Genomic DNA, 23,516 nt, shown 5'->3' on the forward strand with positions numbered 1-23,516 from the left:
TTGGGGGCGTGCCGGGATCCGGCAAGTGCGCCATCCATTGTCATCGGTTACACTAGCATTCTGTCACGGTGATTGAATCACCGGCCCTGGAAGCGGCCCAGCCTGGGCCGCATTGCGCGAGCCTCATCCGGGCTTAAATGCCGGCGCTCCATCGTCCGCCGGGCACAGCAACACGGGCGCGGCGCCAACCCGCTCCGCGATACTGCGGGACAGATCATTATAGGCCTGCCTATTGAATCCCACAATCGCCTGCGCGATCGTGCCGCCCCGTTCGATTAAGAGCACCGTTGGGACGTTTGTCAGGCCGTAAGCCTCGGACGTTTCATATGGCGGAGGCTCCGTGAGCGTCTCCATTGATACGCCGAACTTACGCTGGAAATCATGGATCGCCTCCGGCGGGTCTTCCGCGATGGCGACGGCCTCAAACTCCGCCGAGTCGTACAATTTCAGTTTGTCCAGGCAGGGCACACCCAGTTGGCACGTTGGACACGTGACCTTGAAAAACACAAGCAAAGTCAGGCGGTCAAACGTGACCCTGGCCGGCGTTTCATTTTCCAACCTATTCAATGCAAAATGCGGCGCCATCGTTCCCGGTTCAAGCACTGCCATTTTGCCCCTCCCTCGTGCGCAGATGTGATGCCGGCAAATCCCGCGATGCCGGATACAACAACCTCAAATATAGCCAAATACCCGCTATGGGACCGAAGCAAAGGAACTTAACCCTTCCTGGCATCGACATAAACAGTGGGACTTGAGAGTCCAGCGGCGACCGATCGACGATGAATGGACGCGCCGCGCGCCGGGCAATTTCGAGGAAAGAAGAGGAGTTAAGTATGAAACGACCCAACACCAGGACAATCGTCGCGTTATCGTTTTTGGCATTCACGACGGCTGTTGCGCCGATTGCCACCCAGGCGGGCAACCCCCTGGGGCGAATTCTGGAAGGCGGAGGTATCGCGCTGGCCGTCTCGAAGTTCGGGCCCCAGGTGAACGATTTTGTCAACAAGATGACCGGGATGAAGGACGACAACCTGGAAGTTACGAAGGTTGTGCCCATCATCAGCGCGGGCAAAGGTGTCTACCTTGGCGCGGTCCAGGTAGCGGGGCCGAGACTGGCGGTTTCCAAGGTGAAAGCCGTGGCGCAGCTTGAGGGCAAGTTGTCCAATTTCCGGATCAAGGCACTGGTCCCTGTTGATACCACCAACCCCACCGATAAGCCCAGCCGCGTGCGCGGCGTGGGTGTGACCGGCGTGATTGACGTGAAACTGTAACTATGCGGTGAGGGTTGAGCGCTGGGGCGAAAGAGCGGAATTCGTCCACAGCGCTTAACCCTCCCTCCGCAGATCCTCCTCGCTACGATTTGGCTCGACCTGCCAGACTGTGTGTATGAGCCAAACCCTCACAGTCGGCGACCGGGCTATGCCGGAGACGCTTCAACGGGACTGGCGGCTGTTCACGCTGCTGACGTTCCTCTTTGGTTTCGGATTCGCCGTGTATAACGGCGTGTTCCAGAATTTCTTCGGGAACTCCCTTCACGGCACCCCCTGGCAGTTGGGGAAACTGGAGTCGATGCGCGAGGTGCCGGGCCTGCTGGCGGCGCTGACGGCCGGCACGGTTGTTATGCTGGCCGAATCGCGCGTGGCGGGCCTGGGCCTCCTGATCACTGCGGTTGGCGTGGGCGTTACCGGTTTCATGCCCGGATACGCCGGCCTCGTGGCGATCTCGGTCTTCTGGTCCATCGGATTCCACCTGTACTCGTCGGTTTCCCCCGCCATCACGCTGGCACTGGCGAAGGGAAGGGAGGGCGGCAGGCATCTGGGGCGCATGTCCGCCGTCGGCTCGGCATCCACCCTCGTGGCCCTGGGTCTGGCGTGGCTGGTGTCCCATTTCCTGCCAAAATTGCCGTACCACCTCTACTTTGCGCTGGCGGGATTGTCCATCGGTACGGCGGCATTTCTCTGCATGCGGCTCTCAACGCACGCCGAGGGTGCGCCGAGGGCCCGGCTGGTTGTCCGGAGGGAGTATCGCCTCTACTATCTGCTGGTCTTTCTCGAGGGGTGCCGGCGCCAGATATTCTCCATCTTCGCTTCGTTCGCGCTGATCAAGCAGTATCACGTCTCGCTTTCGGTGATGCTCCTGCTAGCGTTCGTCAACTCCATCCTGATCTCGCTCACCGCCCCGAGGATGGGACGCCTGATCGACCGTCACGGCGAACGCGGGCCTCTGACCTGGTATGCCATCGGCCTGATCATCGTGTTCGCCGGCTATGCCATCACGCGCTCGCTGGCGATGCTGTTCACGCTGTATCTGATAGACAACGTCCTCTTCACCTTCAGCGTTGGATTCACTACGTACCTGCACCGCATCGTGCGGACGGATGAGCTCACCCCTTGTCTCGCTATGGGGACAACGATGAATCATATCGCGGCCGTGACGGTTCCCCTGGGCGGGGCGTGGCTCTGGAACCACTTCCAGAACTATCAGATTCCGTTCTGGGTGGGAGTGGGCATTGCGATGGTCTCGCTGGTCGCGACGCGATGGCTGCCCCGTGGCCGGGCTGTGAGCGTGACGGATTAGCCGTCACTTGAGGAGATAAAAGACATCCGTCCGGAGTTGAGCCGGATCATCGATCCAGTGTCCGTAGACTTCCCAGTTCGTGCCCTGCAAGTCGCATCCGTTGGCCGCGCACCATTCAACGATGGCGCTGTGCGCGTCACCCATTCGGTCGTACGGGCCGACGTGAGTGGTTGACGCCGTTCGCCCACCGGGCGTTTCCAACTGCCTGACTTCGCCCTCTTCGGTGAACGTCCCAGGCATGAGGACGCCTGCCTGCATCAAGACCTGGCCAGCCGGAAGCGATTTGCCGTGGTCGTCTACGTTCAGGTATACCGCCACGTTGAGGCCCTGGCTTTGAAGATCGCTGCCCTTCAGAAATGCCCAGACCTTATCCAGGAGCGGTATGATTCTCGCGGGAATCTGTGAGGGCGCAACCCTCTCGCTTGCGCCCGCGAAAACCTGTGATTCAACCTGCTGAACACGAATCTCGTACGGCATTCAATGACCCTCCCTCAGGAGAACCTATACCCGACCGGGGCGCGCAATCCACGTTTCTGTCGACTATGTTATCTCAAGCATCCGGTCCAGCGCCAGTTTGGCGGCGGACCGCGTTGGTTCAGGCACGCTGATGCGGTTCACGACCTTGCCGGCCATCAGGTTGTCCAGCACCCACAGCAGAAAACTGGGGTGGATGCGGTACATCGTGCTGCACGGGCAGACAACCGGATCGAGGCAGAAGATGGTCTTGTCCGGGTGCTCGCAGGCGAGGCGGTTGACCAGGTTGATCTCGGTTCCCACTCCGATGACGCTTCCGGCAGATGCTTCCCGAATGAACTTCACGATGAACTCAGTGGAACCGTTGGCATCTGAAGCTTGTACGACATCCAGGGGACACTCCGGGTGGACGACAATCCGGACCTCCGGGTGGATGGAGCGCGCGAGGGCAATCTGCTTAGTCGTGAAGCGGCCGTGCACCGAGCAGTGGCCTTTCCACAGGATGAATTTTGCGGCGCGGATGGCATCGGGCTCAAGGCCGCCCAAGGGCTCGTTCGGATCCCAAACCACCATCTGGTCTGGGGTATAGCCCAACGCGACGCCGCTGTTACGTCCGAGATGCTGGTCGGGGAAGAACAGTACCCGATCTTTGCGGTTGAGCGCCCACCGAATCGCGGCCTGAGCGTTCGAGGATGTGCAGACGGTGCCGCCGTTCCCGCCGACGAAGGCCTTGAGGCTGGCGGTGCTGTTCACATACGTGATCGGGAGGATGTCTTCGTCGAGAATCGGAACGATCTGATTCCAGCAGTCGTTGACCTGGTCGATATCCGCCATATCGGCCATGGAGCAGCCGGCCGAGAGGTTGGGAAGGATGACGTCCTGGTCGCCTGGCTTCAGGATGTCCGCGGACTCGGCCATAAAATGGACGCCGCAGAACACAATATGCCGGGCCTCGGGGCGCGTTGACGCTTCGCGGGCGAGTTTGAAGGAGTCACCGCGGTAGTCCGCGAATCGGATCACCTCGTCGCGCTGATAGTGGTGGCCGAGAATTAGAAGGTCCGGCCCCAGTTCGCCTTTGGCCTGAGCGATGCGGGACAAGGTATCGCCTTCTGAAAGGGTCGTATATTCAGGCCCCAGGGGCCGTTGGTATAGCAGGTTCAACATAGTCCCATGATAGCGCGGGTTAACTCGGCGGAGCGCCGGTGTGCTCGGACGAAACACGAATTCCCGGCGCTTCGTGCGTGCGCATCGTGATATAGTTATCAGTGTCATAAACGGACCGCATGGGGAGGGTTAGCACTTGAGTAAGTCCACCGTAATTGGCCTGTTCCTGATTCTCGGCTTTGCCGCATTGGGCGCCGTTGCGTTCAAGAAAACGGTGACGCCGTACGTTACCGTTTCGGAGGCTAAGACGAGCCAGGACGTCGTGCAGGTCTACGGCGCCATCGACCAGGCGCACCTCAAATACGACAGGAAGTCCGCCGAGATCACCTTCCCGCTCACGGATCTGAAGAATAACACGATGGTCGTTGCCTACCGGGGCGTGCGACCGGGCAATATGGCTCAAGCCACCCACTGCGTGGCTACTGGTCAATGGAGTGGAGACCATTTTGAGGCTTCCACGCTCCTCATCAAATGCCCGTCGAAGTATCAGGGAGAGAAGAAAGCGTGACCACGCTAGGGTATGCGTTCATAGTGGCGGCGCTTCTGTCCGTGCTGGGTGGCAGCGCCGCATATGTTGTCTCCGAAATCACATCCGGGCAAAAGTCGGATACTTTCAGGGAATGGGGCCGGCACGGCTTCCGGATGGCCGCGCTGATGACCGGGCTGGCATCAATCTACCTGATGTCGTTCTTCGTGAACAGGCATTACGAGGTCGACTACGTCTTCCACAACAGTTCCCGCGACCTTCCGCTCATCTTCCGCGTGAGTTCGTTCTGGGCGGGGCAGGAGGGATCGTTCCTTCTGTGGGGGATGTGGACCGGCGTGTTGGGCCTGATCCTTTACCGGAAAGCGGGCAAGGATGAGGCCAGCGTGATGCCGTTCTACGGGCTGACGTATGCTTTCATCCTGGCCATGGTGGCGATGATCAACCCGTTCAAGGTCAGCGCGGCGCCGCGCCTTGACGGCAACGGTCTCAACCCGCTGTTGCAGGATTACTGGATGGCAATCCACCCCCCGACGCTGTTCCTGGGCTATGCCCTGATGGCGGTGCCGTTCGCCTTCGCGATGGGAGCGCTGTGGCGGAAAGACTACCGCGACTGGATCCGCGCCGCGGCGCCGTGGGCGATTATGGGCGCGACAGTCCTCGCCCTGGCGCTGAGCATGGGCGGCCACTGGGCCTATCGCACGCTGGGGTGGGGGGGATTCTGGGGCTGGGACCCCGTTGAGAACGCGTCCTTCGTGCCGATGCTCTGCGGGATCGCGCTCTTGCACGGGCTTTACCTCCAACGCGGCGCAAACGCTGCCGGCCAGCGGATGAACATCGGCCTGGCGATCACCGGCTTCATCGCGGTGATGTACGCCAGTTACCTGACTCGGAGCGGAGTCCTCACCCAGTTCAGCAACCACTCGTTCTCCGAGATGAAACACTCGTGGTTCCTTCTGGCGTCGCTCCTCTTCTTCGTATTCCTGGGGTCGGTGTGGTACCTGGCCCGGTTTGCGCGGATACCCGCTCCCAAACTGTACGACTCGCTGTCCTCCCGGGAGTTCGGGTTCTATCTGAGCGTGGTCGTGACCATGATCGCGGCCGTGATGGTGGCTGTCGGGACGAGCACCCCCATCATCACAGGCTGGTTTGCGAAAAAGCCGTATTCCGCTCCGCCGGCCTTCTACAATTGGACGATGGCGCCGATCGGCTTTCTAATGGCGCTGATGGTGGCCGTCTATCCGCTTGCCGCTCGCAACGGCATCTCGGTGGCCGACCTTCGCCGCAGGATAGCCATCCCGCTGATCGCCGGCCTCCTCGCGAGCGCCGCCGCGCTGTTAGCCGCTCGTGGCATACCCGGCCTGCAACCGCCTCAGATTGTGGCGGCGACAGGTCTGGCGTTCGGCGGCGTGCTGGCAGCCACGCTGAACGTGATGCTCCTCGTGCGCGTCATCCGCACCGGCGGCGTGGCGTCATCGGGGGGCTACCTGGCGCACATCGGTTTCGGCGTGCTTCTGGTCGGTGTGGTCTGCTCATCTGTATACTCAACCACCAGACGGTTGACGGTCGCCATGGGAAAGCCGGCTTTCGCCGATGGGTACTCGTTCCAGTTGCTCGATCGCGGCGAAAGCCCCAATCCGCAGAAGGTTGTGATCCCGTTGCGCGTGACCGGGGCCTCGCAGCCGGGAAGAGCCTTCGAGGTGCGTCCATTCATGTCGCAGGACCGCAATGGCATGCAGATGACCTCGCCCGGCATCCATAGCAACTGGCATCACGATCTTTACGTGGCGCCGGTGCAGTTCGACCCCGGCGGTCTCCAGACGATGCCGATCACCTTGAAGCGGGGGCAGATCTATGTGTTCGGCCCGCTGAAGCTCTATTTCGCCGGCGTCGATCAAATTGGCCAGCCGGGTTCGCCGGATTTCGGGATGAGGGCGAACCTGCTGGCGATTCGCGGCAAGGTTCACGCGCCGGTGAGCCCGGAGATCAACTTCCAGACGTCACGAGGCACAATTGTCGGATTACCGGGCGGTTCGAGGATCAATATCAGCCCGGACAACGATTTTCAGAATGGCGTTGTGTTCGACCTTGCCGGGCCAAACTCCACCATGACTGCCGCATATGCTATCGTGGATGTAACGGTCAAGCCCCTCATCTGGTTGACGTGGCTCGGAATGGTCACGACCGTCGCGGGTGGCCTCATCTCGGTGAGGCGGCGAGCGAAAGACAGAAAACGGGTGGTGGAAACAGCCGTTCTCATAGAACGGCCGGCTGAGCATGCGGTATTATCCAATCTTCATTGATCTGAACGGCAAGAGGGCTGTGGTTGTGGGCGGTGGTCACATCGCCGAACGCAAAGTAGGCACGCTGCTTGAATGCGGCGCCCTCGTGACCGTGGTATCGCCTGAGATTACACCAGGCCTCCGGGAAGCCGTCGATAACGGGCGCATTTCGTGGATCGCCCGCACATACCAGGCGGGTGACCTTTCCGGCGCGTTCTGCACCTATGCGGCGACTGACGAAAACGCCGTCAATACCGCGGTCTTCGCGGAAGCGAGCCGCAACAGCCAGTTGTGCAATGTGGTTGACGTTCCCCCGCTGTGCAACTTCATCGTTCCCAGCATCGTGGACCGGGGGGATCTGACCATCGCGATCAGTAGTTCAGGCAACAGTCCTGCGCTGGCGAAGCGCCTCAAATCCCGCCTCGGAGAAGAGTATGGCGAAGAGTGGCGAGCTTTGAACGACCTCCTCGGCCGCCTGAGGCCGGAGGTCAAGCGCAGGTATCCCGAAGAGGCTCCCAGAAACGACCTGCTGGCGCGCCTCATGGACGCCGGCGTTCTGGAAATGCTGCGGGAAGGGCGAGCCGCCGAAGCGGAGGAACTGGCTTGGCAGGTACTCTAATGCAGACTTCATTCGGCACTTCGCGACGCAGGTCAAGCAACGGCCGCCCGAATCCCTCGTCCGGAGGACGATTGGCCGATGGCCCTTCAGACCGGTACTTCCGTGTCGGGCCGGCAGCGGCGTATTGGAGTAGCCAATGCATCTGATCGTGCTGGGGTTGAGCCATAAGACCGCGCCGGTTGCCGTCCGGGAACTGGTGGCGCTCACACCCGCGCGCATCCCCGAAGCCCTCATGGCGATCCGCCGGATTTCCAGCGTGCGCGAAGCAGCCATCATCTCCACGTGCAATCGGACTGAGTTGTATGTCGTCAGCGAATCGCGGGACGAAGAGCTGCTGGCGGACATCCTGTGTCACGGTGAGCACGGCGCCGAGGCGAGGGACCACCTCTATTCATACCTGGACGAGGCCATGGTCCGGCATCTGTTCCGCGTTGCATCGGGCGTTGACAGCATGGTGCTTGGCGAAGGGCAAATCCTCGGCCAGGTGCGCGAAGCAGCCCGCTTCGCCAATGAGGAATCGGGCGCGGGGCCGGTCCTTCGACGCCTGTTCGACCAGGCCATCTCGTGCGGCCGGCGTGTTCGAACCGAAACGGACATCGCGCGCGGGGCCGTCTCGGTCAGCCATGTGGCGGTGGAACTGGCGAGGCAGATTTTTGGTGACCTGAAAGGTCGCACCGTATTGCTTCTCGGCGCCGGTGAAACCGCGGAAATGACAGCGCGCCTGATGGTGAAGTTCGGGGTTTCTTTCGTTACGGTTGCCAACCGGACCTTCGAACGCGCGGAAGCCCTTGCGACGGTTCTGGGCGGACAGGCCGTGCGGTACGATCAGTTCCCCGAAAAGATGGAACGCGCGGACGTAGTTGTCTGCAGCACCGCGGCGCCGCATGCCATCATCACCCGGGATGTGGCCCGTCAGGCGGCCGCGCGCCGCCGGGGCCGCCCGGTGTTCTTGATCGATCTCGCCATTCCGCGCGACGTCGAACCGTCGGTCGCCGATCTGGACAACGTCTTCCTGTACAATCTGGACAACCTTCAGGACCTCGTCAGCCAGAATGTGGAAACCCGGCGGGACGAAATCCATCTGGTGGAGCAGATCGTTGAGCAGGAGGTGGCATCGTACATGCAGTGGGTGGGATCCCTGCAGGTGGTGCCGGTGCTCACCGAGTTGCAGCGTCGGTTCGAGGACATCCGCCAGGCGGAAATGGAGCGCACACGGCGGCGCCTGGAGGGTTTGACCCCGGACGAGCGCGACGCCGTGGACCAGATGACGAGGGCGATGGTCAAAAAAATGCTGCACGACCCGTGGCGCTTCATGAGGTCCTCCGATGAATCCGGAACGGCCGGGGCCCTGCAAGCGTTGGTCGACGTCTTCGGGCTGGAACTGTCCGGTACTGCATCGCCTCTGCCCACTGTAGAGATAATCGAGCCGGAGCCGCTCCCAACGGAGCCCGAGGTGCCGGTGGGACAAACGCGATGAACTTCGGACAGATCTCCTTCACAATCGCACTGGTTCTCTATTTCGTGAGCGCCGGGCTCTACCACGTTCCCGTTTTACTGAATGGGAAGCGCGGCGCCCGTCCGGCACAGATCGCCGCGCTGGTGGGGTGGCTCTTTCAGACGGCCGGCATCGCACATCGCAGCCTCACGTTGGGCCTTCCTCCATATGTGGAATTGCGCGGCGCCGTAATGACCGTTGCCTGGGTGATCGTTCTCTTGACTCTCGTCGTGGAGTGGCGCCTTCACACGGCCACGCTGGGCGTACCGGCCATGCCGGTTGCAGCATTGGCGATGGTGATGGCGGACACCCTGCCGTTGTTCGGTGGAATCCACCCGCTCATGCCGTCATTGTACCGGGACCCGATGTCGGCGCACGTAGGTTCCATCGTCGCCGCGTTCGGCTGTTTTGCGCTTGCTTTCTGCCTGGCGCTGCTATACATGGTTCAGGAACGACGCCTGAAGCGCCATACACTGCGCACGACGCGGCCCGGAGCGCTTTCACTGACCGATATCGAGCACCTCGCCAACACCTTTGCGGCTTTCGGCTTCTCGATGCTCACGCTGGGCTTGCTTCTGGGGTTCGTCTGGGCCGCCAGCGGCGTGTGGAAGGGCAATTGGTACATGGAGCCGATCGTGCTCGCTACCATCGCGACCTGGGCAGTGTACGCCGGCTACCTCTACATCAGAGGCGTGAAGGGGTCGCGCGGCAGAGGCAACATGTATTTCCTTATCATCGGCTTCACACTCGCGGTGTTCACCTTGCTGGTAGTGCGCCCCATTCTGCCGGGACAACACGGTTAGCGATATGAGATTGACGATTGGCACACGCGGCAGCCTGTTGGCGCGCACTCAGACGGATTGGGTTGCCCGGCGCTTTCGCGAAGCGCACCCGGATGCCGTCGTCGACATCGAGGTCATCACAACCCAGGGCGATGTCGTGCTCGATCGCCCCCTGACTGCGTTTGACGACAAGGGGCTGTTTACGCGCGAGATCGAACGGGCGCTGCTGGACGGTATCCTCGACTGTGCGGTCCACAGTTTGAAAGACCTGCCGACCGAAATGCCTCCGGGTCTCACCATCGCCGCCATTCCTGAGCGCGAGGACGCGCGGGACGCGATTGTGGTGAACGGGGTGGCGCGGTCCGACGATGGCGCCGCGGTCCTTGCGGCGCTTCCCGAGGGCGCCACGGTTGGAACTTCGTCGCTCCGACGGCAGGCGCAGTTGCTGCGCGTGCGGCCCGATCTCAACGTTGCCGATATCCGCGGAAATGTGGACACGCGCCTCCGCAAACTGCATGAGGGGCAGTATGACGCTATCCTGTTGGCCGCCGCGGGGCTGCATCGCCTCAATAGGACGGACGAGATCACGGCCTATCTTCCGTTCAGCGTGATGCTGCCGGCGCCGGGCCAGGGGGCTCTGGCAATTCAGGCGCGGGACAACGACATGGAAACGCTCGGCTGGCTCAATGAGCTGGACCACTGGGCGACCAGGCACGCCGTGACGGCCGAACGTGCCTATCTTGAGGCCCTCGGCGGCGGATGCCACAATCCAATTGCCGCATATGCCGAGGTTGCGGGCCACAATATGGAGTTCCAGGCCTTTGTCGCGGACGAAGACGGTTCCAATGGCTCTCGCGATCGGTTCAACGCGCGTTCGGAGGAGGCCGAGTGGGCCGGACGAAAACTCGCCCGCAAAATGAGACCGCTCTTTTAGGGTGTAGGGTTTGGGGTCTAGGTTCGGATACGGCACCCCAAACCCCAAACCCAACACCCTATACCGTACACCCTATACCTTACTATGAACTGCAACACACTCGTTATCGGATCGGGAATCGCCGGGCTATGGGCCGCGTTGAAGGCGGCGGACCACGGCGACGTGATCGTCCTCACGAAGAAGGAAGAGTCCGAGTCCAACACCAACTACGCTCAGGGCGGGATCGCCGGCGTGCTGGCCGCGGATGACGCCCCTCGTCTCCATCTGGACGATACGCTGGAGGCGGGCGCAGGCCTGTGCCACGAAGACGCGGTGGACGTCCTGGTGCGCGAGGGGCCTGATCGCATCCGCGAACTCATCGATTTTGGCGCCCACTTCACGACCATTCCCGGCGAAAAGGGCGAAACACTGGCACTCGGCCGTGAAGGCGGGCACTCCAGGCGCCGCATCGTTCACGCCAAGGATTTGACCGGCCGCGAGGTCGAGCGCGCCCTGCTGACTGCGGTCCGGCTCCATCCCCGTATAACGGTCCTCGAAAACCACCTGGCGCTGGACCTCCTGATTAGCGATGGAGAGTGCCGTGGCGCCGCCGCCTTGAACCGCCGTACGCGCGAAAGCAGTGTCTATCAGGCAAAGGCCACCGTTCTCGCCAGCGGGGGCGTTGGGCAGGTTTATCCGCATACGACCAACCCGGCGATCGCGACCGGTGATGGCGTGGCGATAGGCTGGCGCGCCGGCGCCGTGCTCGCGAACCTCGAGTTTATCCAGTTTCACCCCACTACCCTCTACCATCCCGACGCTCAGTCGTTCCTCATCAGCGAGGCCGTGCGCGGCGAAGGCGGAATCCTGAAGCTGAGCGATGGTTCGACCTTTATGGAGAAATACCACCGCCTCGCCAGCCTGGCGCCGCGCGACATCGTGGCGCGGGCCATCGACGCCGAGGTGAAGAAGCGCAGCGAGGCTTGCGCCTACCTCGATGTGACCCATCTCGGTGCGGCGCGGCTGGAGGAGCGGTTCCCGCACATCGTCGCAACGTGCCGCCAATTTGGAATCGACCCCGCCACGCAGTGGATTCCGGTTGTCCCGGCCGCGCACTACAGCTGCGGTGGCGTGGTCACGGATCTCGCCGGACGAACAAACATCCCCCGCCTTTACGCCAGCGGCGAAGTCTCGTGCACAGGTGTCCACGGGGCAAACCGCCTGGCCAGCAACTCATTGCTCGAGGCGGTGGTCTTCAGTGAGCGCGCCGCGGCGGACATCGCCACGCTGAAACCCGTGAAGGCAGATGAACTCCGCTACAAAGCGTTCGGTGATGAGGACTCGAACGGGGTAGAGGACCTGACGCGCCGTCTTCGCGAGGAGATGTGGGCCAGGGTTGGGATCGTGCGGACGGATGCGGGACTTGCGGGAGCTTCGTGCGTCGTGGGCGGCATTCTGGAAGAGGCCGAGGCGATGGTGGCGCGGTGCCGTCCGAGTGGCGCGTTGATCGAACTCCGCAACATGGCCGAGACAGCCGCGCTGATCGTGAAGTGTGCATCCCACCGCAAGGAAAGCCGGGGGCTGCACTACAACACCGATCATCCCGAGCGCGTAGAATCGGAACGCCACGACAGCGTTCTCGATCCGGCCAGGGAAGCGCTCTGATGTCGAGGCCGCGGGCGGAATCCGTGGTAGTGGCGGTCACCGGCGCGACGGGCGCCCTCTACGCCAAACGGCTGCTGGAGCTGATCCTCCCGCAGGTGCAGGCGGTCCATCTCACGATGAGCCGGCGCGGCCTCCAGGTGTTGAACTACGAACTCGGACTCGACCTCAGCCTCAAGGCGTTCGACCCCGAGCCGCTGCTCGGGCGCCGGCCGGACAACCTTCATTTCTGGCACCCCGCCGACTTGAATGCCCCCTTCGCCAGCGGCAGCGCCGTGTGCGACGCGATGGTCATCGTGCCGTGCAGCATGAGCAAGGCCGGCGTCATCGCATCGGGCTACTCGGAAGACCTCATCGCAAGGGGCGCCGACGTTGCCCTCAAGGAGCGGCGCCAGCTCATCCTCGTGCCGCGCGAATCCCCTTTGCACCTCCTGCATTTGCGGCACCTCACGGCGCTGGCAGAGGCCGGCGCCACCATCATGCCGGCCATGCCGGGCTTCTACCAGTTGCCGAAGTCGATCGACGACCTCGTCGATTCGGTGGTGTACCGCATCGTGGATCACCTTGGCCTGAACGTCCCCGATGCCTCCAGGTGGTCCGGCGAGTTGCGGTGACACGATACCCCAGTTTGACTGCCGTGTGATGAAAGGTTCGAACACCATCACCCGGCGCAGACCCCTGCTATACTCATCCTCGATGCAAGCCGCTTCTCCACAACACCCTCCGCTGGGCAAAGTGGGCGTGTTGCTGGAGATGATAAAATTCCAGCACACGGTCTTTGCCATGCCTTTCGCGCTGATGAGCATGCTTGTGGCGTCTCACGGCCGCCCCGGTTGGGGCACCCTTGGCTGGATCGTCCTCGCCATGATTGGGGCCCGTTCCAGCGCCATGACGTTCAACCGCATCGTGGATCGGGCGATTGACGCCCGTAACCCCCGCACATCGGCCCGCGCTCTGCCAGCCGGAACGGTTTCTGTCGTCGAAGCCTGGGTCTTCCTCCTGGTGATGACAGCCCTTTTCGTCGTCGCCGCCTGGCGCCTCAACTCGCTGGCGCTGGAGCTGTCGCCGCTGGCGTTGGCGGTGATCTGGGGCTACTCCCTTTCGAAGCGCTTCACCAAATGGTCGCACGCCTTGCTGGGTCTGGCGCTCGGCGTGGCTCCGGTCGGCGCCTGGGTGGCCGTCACCAGCGCCATCGGCTTCCCATCCGTCGTGCTTTCCGCGTCGGTTGTGCTCTGGGTTGCGGGATTCGATGTCATCTACTCCCTTCAGGACATCGAGCACGACAAATCCGAAGGCCTCCACTCCATTCCGTCTCGATGGGGCCCGGCGAAAGCCCTCATGGCGTCGCGGGTGATGCACCTTCTAAGCGCCGGCCTGCTTTTCGCGTTCGGCATCGTGGCAGGGCTGGGGCCGATCTACGCCGTTGGCGCGGCGCTGTCCACGATACTCCTCGCATATGAGCACTCTCTCGTAAGCGCCCGCGATTTCACGAACGTGAACGCGGCGTTCTTCACGGTAAACGGCATTCTGAGCATCGGCATGCTGGCCTTCACGGCCGCGGCCGTTAACCTCCCACTGCTGATGGCACAAAGATGAACACAACAATATCCAGCGAACTGATGGCAGAGGCGGTTGGCCTCATCCCGGGCGGCGTGAACAGCCCCGTGCGCGCGTTCGGCGGAGTGGGCGGCACGCCGCGATTCATGGCGCGCGGACAGGGCGCCTGGATGTGGGACGTTGATGGAAACCGCTATCTCGATTGTGTTGGGTCCTGGGGCCCGCTGATTCTCGGCCACGCTTATCCGGCCGTGGTGAAGGCGGCACAGGCCGCGGTGGCTGATGGCAGTTCCTTTGGCGCGCCCACGGAGGCGGAAGTCTCCTTCGCACGGGAGATTGTCGAATGGGTGCCGTCGGTCGAGATGGTGCGCCTCGTGAACAGCGGGACCGAGGCCGTTCTGTCCGCCATCCGCCTAGCGCGCGGGTTCACAGGGCGGGACAAGCTGGTCAAGTTCGAAGGCTGCTACCACGGCCACGTGGACGCCCTGCTGGCGTCCGCCGGTTCGGGCCTGGCGACGTTCGGCCTTCCATCATCGCCGGGCGTGACGAAGGCCGCGGCGGCGGACACGTTGCTCGTACCGTATAACGACGCTGCGGCGGTGGAGAAGGTCTTCGCCGAGTACGGCTCGGAGATCGCGGCGGTCATCGTCGAACCGGTTGCCGGCAACATGGGAACCGTGCTTCCCGAGCCCGGCTTTCTGGAGACGCTGCGTGACCTTTGCACCCGGTCCGGAGCCATGCTGATCCTGGACGAGGTGATGACCGGATTCCGCGTTGCCGCCGGCGGTGCTCAGGCGCTCTTAGGGATCACACCGGATATTACGACGATGGGCAAGATCATCGGCGGCGGATTCCCCTTGGCCGCGTACGGCGGACGACGCGACGTGATGAACTGTGTGTCGCCCGCCGGTCCCGTATACCAGGCCGGAACGCTCAGCGGAAATCCCGTGGCAGTGGCGGCCGGCCGGGCGCAGTTGGCCGCGATGAAGGCGCACCCGGATGCCTACGCGTTCCTGGACTCGGCAGGGGAGCGTGCCGAAGCCGCCCTGCTCTCTTCAGCCAGGGCTGCGGGCGTGCCGGTGACGGTCAACCGCTGCGGGTCGATGTTGACGTGCTTCTTCACAAATCAGCCCGTCACGGATTTCGCATCCGCCAAGCAAAGTGACACCGCCCGGTATGCGACGTTCTTCCACGCCATGCTCGACCGGGGCGTATACCTGCCGCCGAGCCAGTTTGAGGCGTTCTTCCTGTCGCTGGCGCACGGCGACGAGGAAATGTCGTTCTTTGAAGCCGCCTGCAAATCAAGTATGGCGGCACTGACACGTGAGGCATCCTGATCGTAGACTCCATCCGTGCGGACGACTGTCAAACCGAACCGGATGAAACCGGTTGATCCGCAGTCGGCTTCAGACGACTTTGGGGTTCAACAGCCGCCGACTTCAGTCGGTGGAGCCAAACCAATACATTACCATTGGAGACAACTTTGAAGACCCTCACTATCCTTCTGCTTGCCTGCTGCGCCTCCGCCGCAATCGCGGAGGTCACCCCCTTCACGTTCGCCCACATTTCGGACACCCACATTACGACCGGGACTCCGGCGCACGATGCCAATCTGAAGGCGGCGGTCGCCGAGCTCAACGCGATGGAGCCGCGTCCGGCCTTCGCCATCCATACCGGTGATATGACCGAAATGGGCTCCGAAGCGGACTTCAAGCTGTACGAGGCCGACATCAAGGACGCGAAGATGCCGTTCAAGAACACGTGCGGCAATCACGAGACGCGCTGGGCGGACATGAGCGTCAATCGCTTCAACCAGCACTTCGGGAGTTCCAACATCTCGTTCCTGCACAATGGGGTCCGCTTCATCGGGTTCAACGCGGCCATCTGGCTGGAGCATCACGGCGCCGTCAGCGGTGACACGCGCCGGTGGATTGTGAGTGAGCTCAAGAAGGACCCCAAGGGCACGCCCGCCGTGCTGTTCTGCCACCAGTCGCCGATGTACCCGGATGGCCTGTACATCACCGGCGATGTCGAACTGTGGGACGCCATTGCCCCGTACAATGTGCGCCTGTTTCTGAACGGCCACGGCCACATCTTCAAGTCGTGGACCGTGAACGGCGTCTTCTGCCACATGACGAAGGGCATGATGAACGAGAACGGCGGCTACAGCCTGTACGAGTTCACCAAGGACGACATCAAGGTCTACGACAAGCTCAACGGTGAGGGTAAGAAGCTCATCGCCACGCTGCCACTGGTCACCCCCAGAGTGTCAATCACTATTAAGCCTGACATGATTGTCGACACCGACCCGCCCTTCTATACGTATAAAGTGACCGTCACGTCGAAAGGGCCAAAGGTTGCTCGTATCGAGGAACTGATGGATCATCATCAACGCCCAGACGACAAAAACTGGAAACCGATTAAGTTGGGTGACGACGGGAGTTACACATTCGAAGAGGAAGAATCGCGTGTGCCAGGCAAACATACCCTCGCTGTCCGCGCCGTTGACAGTGATGGAGGCGTTTGGCTGAGGACAATCAGCATGCCGGTCGTGACTGGGTATAAGGTTGGTGACATTGACCCTTGGTTGTCCCTCAAAGCCTCGGTCTTTGACGCCGGCACGGCACTGCAAGGTCCGTGCGCGGTGGACGACACTTCCGTCTACGCCGGCGGTTGGGATGGCGTGCTGTACAACCTGGACAAGGCTACGCTGAAGAAGCGCTGGACGTTCGCCACGAAGGGCGCGATCATCGGCCGGCCCGATGTGGACGGCAAAGCGGTGTACTTCGGCAGCACGGATCAGAAGATCTACGCCGTGAACAAAAAGACCGGAAAGTGGATCTGGTCAGTCGCTACCGGCGGGCCCATCCAGGGACACACGCTCGTTGCCGACGGCGCCGTGTTCGTTGGCTCTGGCGACCACAAGCTCTACGCGCTGGACGCTGCGACGGGCAACCAGCGTTGGGCCTATGAGATGGGGATGCATACCCAGTCGAAGCCGGCGTATGCGGACGGCATGATCTACTGCGGCGCCTGGGATAACTACTTCTACGCCATCGACGCGAAAACTGGCGATCTGAAGTGGAAGAAGAAGATCGGCACCAGCATCTTCTTTGCCCCGGCAGTCAACTCCCCGATCGTTATCGATGGCAAGATCATCACCTGCGCCTCGAAGCCTGCGTCCGACAAGGTCAACCCCAACGTATATTGCCTGGACGCGAAGACGGGCGACACGCTCTGGGGATTCACGCCGGAGGCCGGCGCCTGTTCCTACGCGTCGCCCACAAGCGATGGCGAGCGCGTTTACCTGAGCACGCTGGAGGGCGAACTGCACGCTCTGAACCTGAAGGACGGATCCGTGGCGTGGCGGTCGCAGATGGGTGAAGGCGCCTACGATTGCCGCCCGACCGTGCACAACGGCCAGGTCATCTGCAACACGCTGTACGGCGGCGTAGAGGCCGTCAATGCCGCCACCGGCGGCAAGCTCTGGAGCTTCAAGACCGGCGCGGGCCTCACATTCGCCTGGCCGACCGTCGATGGGGACACCGTGTACGAGCCGTCCATGGATGGAACACTGACAGCCATTCGGATCCCGTCAGCGAAATGAGATAACCACAAAGGCACAAAGACACAAAGTTAGTCTTCGTGCCTTTGTGTCTTTGTGGTGAAATCGGTGAAATCAGATGGTCATTTTAGGCCTCGATCCCGGCACTGCCATCACCGGGTTTGGTCTCCTCCGCGTCGAGGGGAGCAAGCTGACGGTGATGGATTTCGGCACCCTGGAAACGCAAAAGGGGCCGACCGACGCTGCTCGTCTCCTGGACGTGTTCGAGCAGGCGGAGGGCTTGATCGCGCGTGCAAAGCCCGACGCGGTCGCCATCGAGCACCTGTTTTTCGGGCGCAACGTGAATACGATGCTCAGCGTCGGGCGCGCGTCCGGCGTCCTCATCCTTTCGGCGGCGCGTGCCGGCATCGAGGTCATCGAATACACCCCCATGCAGGTCAAGATGGCCGTCGTGGGGTATGGCGCCGCCGACAAGAAGCAGGTGCAGTACATGGTCCAGCGGATCCTTTCATTGCCGGAGGTCCCGAAGCCGGACGATGTGGCGGACGCCCTCGCCCTCGCCATCTGCCATGCCCACACCTACAAGCTGGCGGAGTACAAACCCAGCCGCGTGGGGAAGCGCTAGCGACGAGAAGCACCCCGGCCAATCGGTCGAGGTGCCTCTTTGCGTTCCCGGGCAGCGGTTAGCGCTGTTACTTGGCAGGCTTGGCCGTGATGCTGGCGCCTTCGGTGGAGCCATGTGCTTTGTGGAACGTGACGCTCGACTCCACGAGGTCCTCCCCCTGCAGGCGGTAGACCGTCAGCCAGGTGCCTTGTTCGCCTTTCGCGTTGACGCCCGGCTCGGCTACCACGATGTGGTCCTGCACGCTCGTTACCGCAACACCTGTGTCGGCCGACGAACCCTTTGGCGCCGACAGGAAACTCTCAACGAAGGACGGGGCTTTCGAGACCGCGGGACCGCCCAGGTACGGCATGGCGAACGCCGAGAGTCCGCCCGCTCCGGGGGGGAGGGCGCCCCATCCGGAGCTCCACGGCCAGTTTCTGATCGAATGAATCTGGTCTTCGCCGTTGACCGACAGGGAAGGCCGTGCCTGGAGCAGCACGCCCTCACCGTCCGGGACGATGAGCAGGTCCGCCTGCCGCGCGATCGCTTCCAGCACTGTGGACAACGCCACACGCCTGGCTTCCAGCGTGATCCGTGTCTTCTTCGGGACACTGGAGTCCACGCGAATGGAAACTCCGGATCCCCGCGAGAGCGCCTGGGCCGTCTGCTCCACAGTCGCGTCTTTCAACTGAACGTCAACCGGGCTGGCCAGTTTCTTCATTCTCTGGCTGGACCCATACAACTGCCTGGATTTCTCCAGGGCGTTTTCGGCGATGGACAGGCGCGTCTTGACGTCGGTCAGGTCTCCTGTAGGCGCTGCGCCGACGTCGATCATGCGCTGCATGGTGCCCATCTTCTCCCGCAGCCCTTCAACGGTCGCCTTCACGGCCGCAAGGTCGGTATCGGTAACGTCCGCCGGGAGGCCGTTCAGGGACTGGAGCACCTCGGTGATCGGATCCTCGATATTTACGGGTTTGGGGGCACTCTCGTCGGCCGTCGTGGTGGTCTGCCCCTGCGCCGGTAACGAAGCCGGCGCGAGGGCGAAAACCAGCAGCCCAGCGGCCAACCATGATAGGTTCTTCATTCGTTTGATCCTTCCGTTTCTGCTGGTCCCGCCTTGTCAACGGAGACTCTCAGCAATGCTTCAGGTCTGTCCTGTGATGCAGCCTTCAGCGAAAATGACGTTTGTATCGCGCCGGACCCCGGTCCGGCCACGGTATACTCGAGCATCGCACCGGATGCCTGGTCAGGCGTAGCGTAAGCGGATACGCGGGCAAATCCCGGGTCGGCCGGCTCCGCGGTGCGCGAAGACACTTTTATCGGCGCCTGTTGCGCGGTCACCACGAGGATCCGGGCGAGTTGTGCCTGGGACGCTGGCCCCGTGTAGCGTGGGTGCCGGGCTTCGGGCTGTCGTCCCGTGTGCGCGCCGGACGCTGCCCCTTTGCGGACGCGCCGTCCGAACGTGGCCCGCGAACTCTCTTTGGAGCTTCGTCCGGGTAACTTGTTCGTGATCCGTCGGGCGACTGCGGTTGTAGCCCGTAATGCGGCCGTCTTCTCTGAATTGACCTGTGGAGGAGGATTCCGCGCGATGACCTGTGGGCGCGGCGTGAATTGCGAGCGGTGCGACCAGAGTACGATCCCCAGGAGCGCCACCGCGAGGGCGAAGGCCGGGATGAGCGGGCGTTTTCGGGCCGGCGGGTAGGCGCTGTGCTCTGCGGCAGACAGTGCCGCGGCGAGAATGCGGCTGGACCGTTCCGAGGTCAGGCGCGGGATCTCCGGCGCCGCGCGGCCGAGGATGTTTTCAACATCGTCTTCGCGACGCTCCTCGGGCACTCCGCCCAACAATTTGGCAAGCCAGTTAGTGCCTTTCATCAGACTCCCCATACACCGATCTGAACTCGTCCTTTGCCCGCTTCAGGCGCATTTTGACCGTGCTCAGCGGCACACGAAGCAGGTCGGCGATTTCATCGTAGCTCAGTTGCTGCCAGAACCGCAGCACAAGCACTACGTAATGGTCCCTGCGAACGCCCCGGAGCGCCTCCTGAACCGCCAGCCGCTCGGCCAGATGGTGAGAGTCATCCAGGCCGCAGGCATCTTCAATGAGTTCGAGCGGCGAGGACTTGCGCTTCCGCAGAATCTCGATGGATTGGTTTACCGCGATGCGATGAAGCCAGGTCTTCAGCGCGCATTCCCCGCGAAATCGGCCAATTGAACGAAACGCCTTGATGAACGTCGTCTGCACCGCGTCCTCGGCGTCTTCGTGGCGGCACAACAGGCGATAGCACAATCCGTAAACCGCGTCGCTGTGCGCGGTATACATCGACTCGAGCGCCCACGGCGCCCCTGCCTGTGCGGAACGGAGCCAATCCGGATTTCCGATGCCGTCGGTCGCTCGCGGCGCAGGTTCCATAAGCAACTGGTCCACCGTGCACGCCTCCGGGGCGCCTCTGACTGCCATGCGCTGTCTCCTCAATCTTCACAGCATAGACGCCGCCGCCACGCAAAAAGTCACGAACTTCTCCCGGCAGTGTGCTGCAGCAGACTAGATGAACCAACCTCCCGCTACCATCGTCCGGAGGACGATTGGCCGAAGGCCCTTCAGACCGGTATTACAATGCCGCGTCGGCGTCACCTCCTGTCTCCTGCCCCCTCCCCATTTGACCCTTCATCCCGCCCGTTCCTATCATCAGCACCGTGAAACAAGAACAAACCCTCAAAATCGGGCTGCCCAAAGGCAGCCTTCAGGAAGCAACTCTCAACCTGTTCAAAAAGGCCGGCTACTCGTTCGTCGCGGGCGGGCGGTCTTACGTACCCTCCGTCGACGACCCCGAAATGGAACCGCTCCTCCTTCGCCCGCAGGAAATGCCACGTTACGTGGAGCAGGGGATTCTGGATTGCGGGCTCACGGGCTTCGACTGGGTACAGGACAACGGCTCACCCGTAAAGATTCTCTCCCGTCTCACCTACGGCAAGCAAACGCTGAACCCCATCCGCATCGTTCTCGCCGTGCAGAAAGGCGGCCCCATCCAAGCGGTTAAGGATCTGGAAGGCAAGCGAATCGCAACCGAGTACGTCCGTCTCACAGAGCGCTTTCTCGCCGAGCGTGGCGTCACCGCCAGCGTGGAGTTCTCATGGGGCGCCGACGAAGTGAAGGTCCCGGAACTGGTGGATGCCATCGTGGTCAACACCGAGACCGGCTCCTCGCTGCGCGCGCACAATCTGCTTGTCATTGAAGAGCTGATGCAGAGCACCACCGTTTTCGTGTGCAACGAGGCGGCGTGGGAGGACAAATGGAAGCGCTCCAAGATGGAGAGCCTCGTTATGCTGCTGGAAGGCGCGCTGAATGCCGAGCGCCTCGTCGGGCTCAAGATGAACGTGCCCAAGGCGTCCATGCATCGCATTTCCAGCCTGTTGCCGGCCCTCAAGAAACCGACGGTGTCGCCCCTCGCGGACGACGATTGGGTTGCCGTTGAGGTGATTCTCGACGAGACGACGGTTCGCGACTTGATCCCCCGCCTCAAACGCGCCGGAGCCGAAGGCCTCGTGGAATACCCGCTGAACAAGGTGATTTACTGAGTAGTCAGGAGACAGCAGGCAGGCGGCAGCCGCCGGTATCGGCCTCTTCTTCCTGTCTCCTGTCTCCTGCCTCCTGTCTCCTCCAATGATCGCATTTTTATCAGGCAAGCTCCGAATGGCGGGGTTCAATTACGTTGTCGTAGACGCGGGGGGCGTCGGTTACCGCGTCTCCGTCCCGCTTTCGCTCATGGCCCAGTTGCCGGTCATCGGGCAGCCGGTTGAATTGTTCATCCACACCCAGGTCCGCGATGACGCGATCCAGTTGTTCGGGTTCCCCGCTCTTCAGGACCAGGAACTGTTTGAGAGCCTCATCTGCGTGAACGGCGTCGGCCCCAAGGTGGCGCTAGGCATGATGAGCGTGCTGCCGTCCGATCAGATTTTGCAGGCCATCGTATCCGAGGACGCTGCGACGCTGCAAAGGGTGCCGGGCGTCGGAGGAAAAACGGCGCAGCGCATCGTGCTGGAACTCAAAGACAAAATGGCCGAGATATCCTGGGAACGGAGGGCTTCCGGCGCCGGAGAGCCCGACGGCCCGGCCGGCAGCGCCCTCAAGGATGCCGTCGAGGCGCTGGTCGGGCTTGGCTACAACCGGCCGCAAGCCCGCACCGCGGCGGAGCGGTGCGCCGTTCCCGGCCTTGACGTCGGCGGCATCGTGCGCGCGGCGCTTCAGATGCTTACCGCCCGCTGACCCGGGTGACGTAAATCCCTATGCAAGACGATGAACGATTGGTATCGCCGGAGACACACGAGGCAGACGATCGGGAGCTCTCCCTTCGCCCGAAGCGTCTGCGCGAGTATATCGGCCAGGCGAAAATAAAGGACAACCTCGAGATCTCTATCGAAGCTGCGTGCCGGCGGGGCGAAGCGCTCGACCATTTGCTGCTGTACGGTCCCCCCGGGCTCGGCAAAACGACCCTTGCCCACATCGTGGCGAACGAAATGGGCGCGACGCTCAGGACGTCCAGCGGGCCGGCCATTGAGCGCCCGGGAGACCTTGCGGCCATCCTCACCAACCTCGAACCGGGCAGCGTGCTGTTCATCGACGAAATCCATCGACTGAACCGCCTGGTGGAAGAGATTCTCTATCCGGCGATGGAGGACTACCAGCTCGATCTGGTCATCGGCAAGGGGCCCAGCGCGCGCACGCTGAAGCTTGACCTCCCACAGTTCACGCTGATCGGCGCCACCACGCGCGCCGGGTTGCTATCGTCGCCGCTCCGCGACCGGTTTGGCATACATCATTACTTCGCGTTCTACACGGTGCCGGAACTGCACACCATCGTTCTGCGCTCGGCGGAAATCCTCGACGTCGAGATTGAAGACAGCGGCGCCGGGGAGATCGCGCGTCGCAGCCGGGGAACGCCTCGCATAGCGAACCGCCTGCTGAAACGCGTTCGCGATTACGCCGAGGTCCGTGCCGACGGAGTGATCACGGCGCGCGTGGCGGATGAAGCGCTGAGTAAACTGGAGGTCGACGCCCTCGGGCTGGATGAGTTCGACCGCAAACTCCTCCGTGTGATGATCGAGAAGTACAATGGGGGGCCGGTTGGCGTGGAGACGCTGGCGGCGGCAACGTCGGAGGAGCGCGACACCATCGAGGATATGTACGAGCCGTACCTTCTGCAGCTTGGTTTCATCGCCCGCACTCCCCGCGGACGGATGGCAACCCCGGATGCGTACAAGCACCTCGGCTTCACCGCACCCCGCAACGGGCTCTTTGCCGAGTGAGGATTACAGGCAGCGGCCGGGAACATTTTACGCA

23 protein-coding genes are annotated in these 23,516 nt (G+C 62.3%); 17 read left to right on the forward strand and 6 right to left on the reverse strand.

Features of this window, described 5'->3' with window-relative positions; translation table 11 throughout:
* Positions 1-123 precede the first annotated feature (123 nt).
* Positions 124-609, reverse strand: coding sequence for a TlpA disulfide reductase family protein (locus tag VGM51_07620; protein HEY3412909.1), 486 nt, complete (start codon positions 607-609; stop codon positions 124-126).
* Positions 610-833: 224 nt separating this feature from the next.
* Between VGM51_07620 and VGM51_07625 the strand changes: the two genes are divergently transcribed.
* On the forward strand, positions 834-1,271 hold the full coding sequence (locus VGM51_07625) for a hypothetical protein (protein HEY3412910.1): 438 nt from the start codon (positions 834-836) through the stop codon (positions 1,269-1,271).
* Between the two features lie 115 nt (positions 1,272-1,386).
* Complete coding sequence (locus VGM51_07630; protein ID HEY3412911.1) at positions 1,387-2,577, forward strand: MFS transporter; 1,191 nt, start codon at positions 1,387-1,389, stop codon at positions 2,575-2,577.
* 3 nt (positions 2,578-2,580) lie between these two features.
* On the opposite strand, the gene VGM51_07635 is transcribed toward VGM51_07630, so the two are convergent.
* A complete protein-coding gene (locus tag VGM51_07635) occupies positions 2,581-3,054 on the reverse strand; it encodes a GyrI-like domain-containing protein (GenBank protein HEY3412912.1) in 474 nt (157 codons plus the stop codon).
* A gap of 63 nt (positions 3,055-3,117) precedes the next feature.
* On the reverse strand, positions 3,118-4,215 hold the full coding sequence (nadA, locus tag VGM51_07640; protein HEY3412913.1) for a quinolinate synthase NadA: 1,098 nt from the start codon (positions 4,213-4,215) through the stop codon (positions 3,118-3,120).
* A gap of 136 nt (positions 4,216-4,351) precedes the next feature.
* Between nadA and VGM51_07645 the strand changes: the two genes are divergently transcribed.
* The 12 genes from VGM51_07645 to ruvC all read left to right on the forward strand — a co-directional run bounded on the left by VGM51_07645 (position 4,352) and on the right by ruvC (position 18,199).
* Complete coding sequence (locus VGM51_07645; protein HEY3412914.1) at positions 4,352-4,723, forward strand: cytochrome c maturation protein CcmE; 372 nt, start codon at positions 4,352-4,354, stop codon at positions 4,721-4,723.
* The gene (gene ccsA / locus VGM51_07650) at positions 4,720-7,002 is read left to right on the forward strand and encodes a cytochrome c biogenesis protein CcsA (protein HEY3412915.1); all 2,283 of its coding nucleotides are present in this window, start codon (positions 4,720-4,722) and stop codon (positions 7,000-7,002) included. Before VGM51_07645 ends, ccsA (VGM51_07650) begins: the two co-directional genes overlap by 4 nt.
* Positions 6,977-7,600: a bifunctional precorrin-2 dehydrogenase/sirohydrochlorin ferrochelatase gene (locus VGM51_07655; GenBank protein ID HEY3412916.1), complete on the forward strand. Its 624-nt coding sequence runs from the start codon at positions 6,977-6,979 to the stop codon at positions 7,598-7,600. Before ccsA (VGM51_07650) ends, VGM51_07655 begins: the two co-directional genes overlap by 26 nt.
* Before the next feature lie 136 nt (positions 7,601-7,736).
* Complete coding sequence (hemA, locus tag VGM51_07660) at positions 7,737-9,077, forward strand: glutamyl-tRNA reductase (protein ID HEY3412917.1); 1,341 nt, start codon at positions 7,737-7,739, stop codon at positions 9,075-9,077.
* On the forward strand, positions 9,074-9,898 hold the full coding sequence (ccsA, locus tag VGM51_07665) for a cytochrome c biogenesis protein CcsA (protein HEY3412918.1): 825 nt from the start codon (positions 9,074-9,076) through the stop codon (positions 9,896-9,898). The genes hemA and ccsA (VGM51_07665) overlap by 4 nt, the downstream gene beginning before the upstream one ends.
* Positions 9,899-9,902: 4 nt before the next feature.
* Entirely contained in the window at positions 9,903-10,811 is a 909-nt protein-coding gene (gene hemC, locus VGM51_07670) for a hydroxymethylbilane synthase (GenBank protein ID HEY3412919.1), read from the forward strand.
* Positions 10,812-10,895: 84 nt separating this feature from the next.
* Positions 10,896-12,455, forward strand: a complete 1,560-nt coding sequence (gene nadB, locus VGM51_07675; protein HEY3412920.1) for an L-aspartate oxidase — start codon at positions 10,896-10,898, stop codon at positions 12,453-12,455.
* On the forward strand, positions 12,455-13,066 hold the full coding sequence (locus tag VGM51_07680) for a UbiX family flavin prenyltransferase (protein ID HEY3412921.1): 612 nt from the start codon (positions 12,455-12,457) through the stop codon (positions 13,064-13,066). Before nadB ends, VGM51_07680 begins: the two co-directional genes overlap by 1 nt.
* A 28-nt stretch (positions 13,067-13,094) precedes the next feature.
* Complete coding sequence (locus tag VGM51_07685) at positions 13,095-14,048, forward strand: UbiA-like polyprenyltransferase (GenBank protein HEY3412922.1); 954 nt, start codon at positions 13,095-13,097, stop codon at positions 14,046-14,048.
* On the forward strand, positions 14,045-15,346 hold the full coding sequence (hemL, locus tag VGM51_07690; GenBank protein ID HEY3412923.1) for a glutamate-1-semialdehyde 2,1-aminomutase: 1,302 nt from the start codon (positions 14,045-14,047) through the stop codon (positions 15,344-15,346). The genes VGM51_07685 and hemL overlap by 4 nt, the downstream gene beginning before the upstream one ends.
* A 146-nt stretch (positions 15,347-15,492) precedes the next feature.
* Positions 15,493-17,616, forward strand: a complete 2,124-nt coding sequence (locus tag VGM51_07695; protein HEY3412924.1) for a PQQ-binding-like beta-propeller repeat protein — start codon at positions 15,493-15,495, stop codon at positions 17,614-17,616.
* Between the two features lie 76 nt (positions 17,617-17,692).
* A complete protein-coding gene (gene ruvC / locus VGM51_07700) occupies positions 17,693-18,199 on the forward strand; it encodes a crossover junction endodeoxyribonuclease RuvC (protein HEY3412925.1) in 507 nt (168 codons plus the stop codon).
* 67 nt (positions 18,200-18,266) lie between these two features.
* Here ruvC and VGM51_07705 read toward each other — a convergent pair whose 3' ends face one another.
* From VGM51_07705 to VGM51_07715, 3 genes are read right to left on the reverse strand one after another with little or no spacing between them, the layout of a single operon-like run.
* Positions 18,267-19,262, reverse strand: coding sequence for a hypothetical protein (locus VGM51_07705; protein ID HEY3412926.1), 996 nt, complete (start codon positions 19,260-19,262; stop codon positions 18,267-18,269).
* On the reverse strand, positions 19,259-20,050 hold the full coding sequence (locus tag VGM51_07710) for a hypothetical protein (protein ID HEY3412927.1): 792 nt from the start codon (positions 20,048-20,050) through the stop codon (positions 19,259-19,261). The genes VGM51_07705 and VGM51_07710 overlap by 4 nt, the downstream gene beginning before the upstream one ends.
* Positions 20,037-20,636 (reverse strand): sigma-70 family RNA polymerase sigma factor, encoded by a 600-nt coding sequence (locus VGM51_07715; protein HEY3412928.1) that lies wholly within the window; start codon positions 20,634-20,636, stop codon positions 20,037-20,039. The genes VGM51_07710 and VGM51_07715 overlap by 14 nt, the downstream gene beginning before the upstream one ends.
* A 236-nt stretch (positions 20,637-20,872) precedes the next feature.
* On the opposite strand from VGM51_07715, the gene hisG reads away from it, so the two are divergent.
* The 3 genes from hisG (at position 20,873) to ruvB (ending at position 23,482) form a co-directional block, all read left to right on the forward strand.
* Positions 20,873-21,754, forward strand: coding sequence for an ATP phosphoribosyltransferase (gene hisG / locus VGM51_07720; GenBank protein HEY3412929.1), 882 nt, complete (start codon positions 20,873-20,875; stop codon positions 21,752-21,754).
* A gap of 85 nt (positions 21,755-21,839) precedes the next feature.
* On the forward strand, positions 21,840-22,442 hold the full coding sequence (ruvA, locus tag VGM51_07725) for a Holliday junction branch migration protein RuvA (protein ID HEY3412930.1): 603 nt from the start codon (positions 21,840-21,842) through the stop codon (positions 22,440-22,442).
* A 20-nt stretch (positions 22,443-22,462) separates the two neighbouring features.
* A complete protein-coding gene (ruvB, locus tag VGM51_07730; GenBank protein ID HEY3412931.1) occupies positions 22,463-23,482 on the forward strand; it encodes a Holliday junction branch migration DNA helicase RuvB in 1,020 nt (339 codons plus the stop codon).
* The last annotated feature ends 34 nt before the right edge of the window (positions 23,483-23,516 follow it).

The organism is Armatimonadota bacterium (assembly GCA_036504095.1).
Lineage (GTDB): Bacteria > Armatimonadota > DTGP01 > JAKQQT01 > JAKQQT01 > DASXUL01.

Coding starts and splice junctions, on each gene's coding strand:
- hemL (HEY3412923.1), top strand. CDS start 14,045: ATGAACACAACAATATCCAGCGAACTGATGGCAGAGGCGGTTGGCCTC.
- hemA (HEY3412917.1), top strand. CDS start 7,737: ATGCATCTGATCGTGCTGGGGTTGAGCCATAAGACCGCGCCGGTTGCC.
- ruvA (HEY3412930.1), top strand. CDS start 21,840: ATGATCGCATTTTTATCAGGCAAGCTCCGAATGGCGGGGTTCAATTAC.
- VGM51_07630 (HEY3412911.1), top strand. CDS start 1,387: ATGAGCCAAACCCTCACAGTCGGCGACCGGGCTATGCCGGAGACGCTT.
- ruvB (HEY3412931.1), top strand. CDS start 22,463: ATGCAAGACGATGAACGATTGGTATCGCCGGAGACACACGAGGCAGAC.
- VGM51_07635 (HEY3412912.1), bottom strand. CDS start 3,054: ATGCCGTACGAGATTCGTGTTCAGCAGGTTGAATCACAGGTTTTCGCG.
- VGM51_07715 (HEY3412928.1), bottom strand. CDS start 20,636: ATGGCAGTCAGAGGCGCCCCGGAGGCGTGCACGGTGGACCAGTTGCTT.
- VGM51_07710 (HEY3412927.1), bottom strand. CDS start 20,050: ATGAAAGGCACTAACTGGCTTGCCAAATTGTTGGGCGGAGTGCCCGAG.
- VGM51_07685 (HEY3412922.1), top strand. CDS start 13,095: ATGAAAGGTTCGAACACCATCACCCGGCGCAGACCCCTGCTATACTCA.
- nadA (HEY3412913.1), bottom strand. CDS start 4,215: ATGTTGAACCTGCTATACCAACGGCCCCTGGGGCCTGAATATACGACC.
- VGM51_07655 (HEY3412916.1), top strand. CDS start 6,977: ATGCGGTATTATCCAATCTTCATTGATCTGAACGGCAAGAGGGCTGTG.
- VGM51_07680 (HEY3412921.1), top strand. CDS start 12,455: ATGTCGAGGCCGCGGGCGGAATCCGTGGTAGTGGCGGTCACCGGCGCG.
- VGM51_07705 (HEY3412926.1), bottom strand. CDS start 19,262: ATGAAGAACCTATCATGGTTGGCCGCTGGGCTGCTGGTTTTCGCCCTC.
- ccsA (HEY3412918.1), top strand. CDS start 9,074: ATGAACTTCGGACAGATCTCCTTCACAATCGCACTGGTTCTCTATTTC.
- VGM51_07620 (HEY3412909.1), bottom strand. CDS start 609: ATGGCAGTGCTTGAACCGGGAACGATGGCGCCGCATTTTGCATTGAAT.
- ruvC (HEY3412925.1), top strand. CDS start 17,693: ATGGTCATTTTAGGCCTCGATCCCGGCACTGCCATCACCGGGTTTGGT.
- VGM51_07625 (HEY3412910.1), top strand. CDS start 834: ATGAAACGACCCAACACCAGGACAATCGTCGCGTTATCGTTTTTGGCA.
- hemC (HEY3412919.1), top strand. CDS start 9,903: ATGAGATTGACGATTGGCACACGCGGCAGCCTGTTGGCGCGCACTCAG.
- nadB (HEY3412920.1), top strand. CDS start 10,896: ATGAACTGCAACACACTCGTTATCGGATCGGGAATCGCCGGGCTATGG.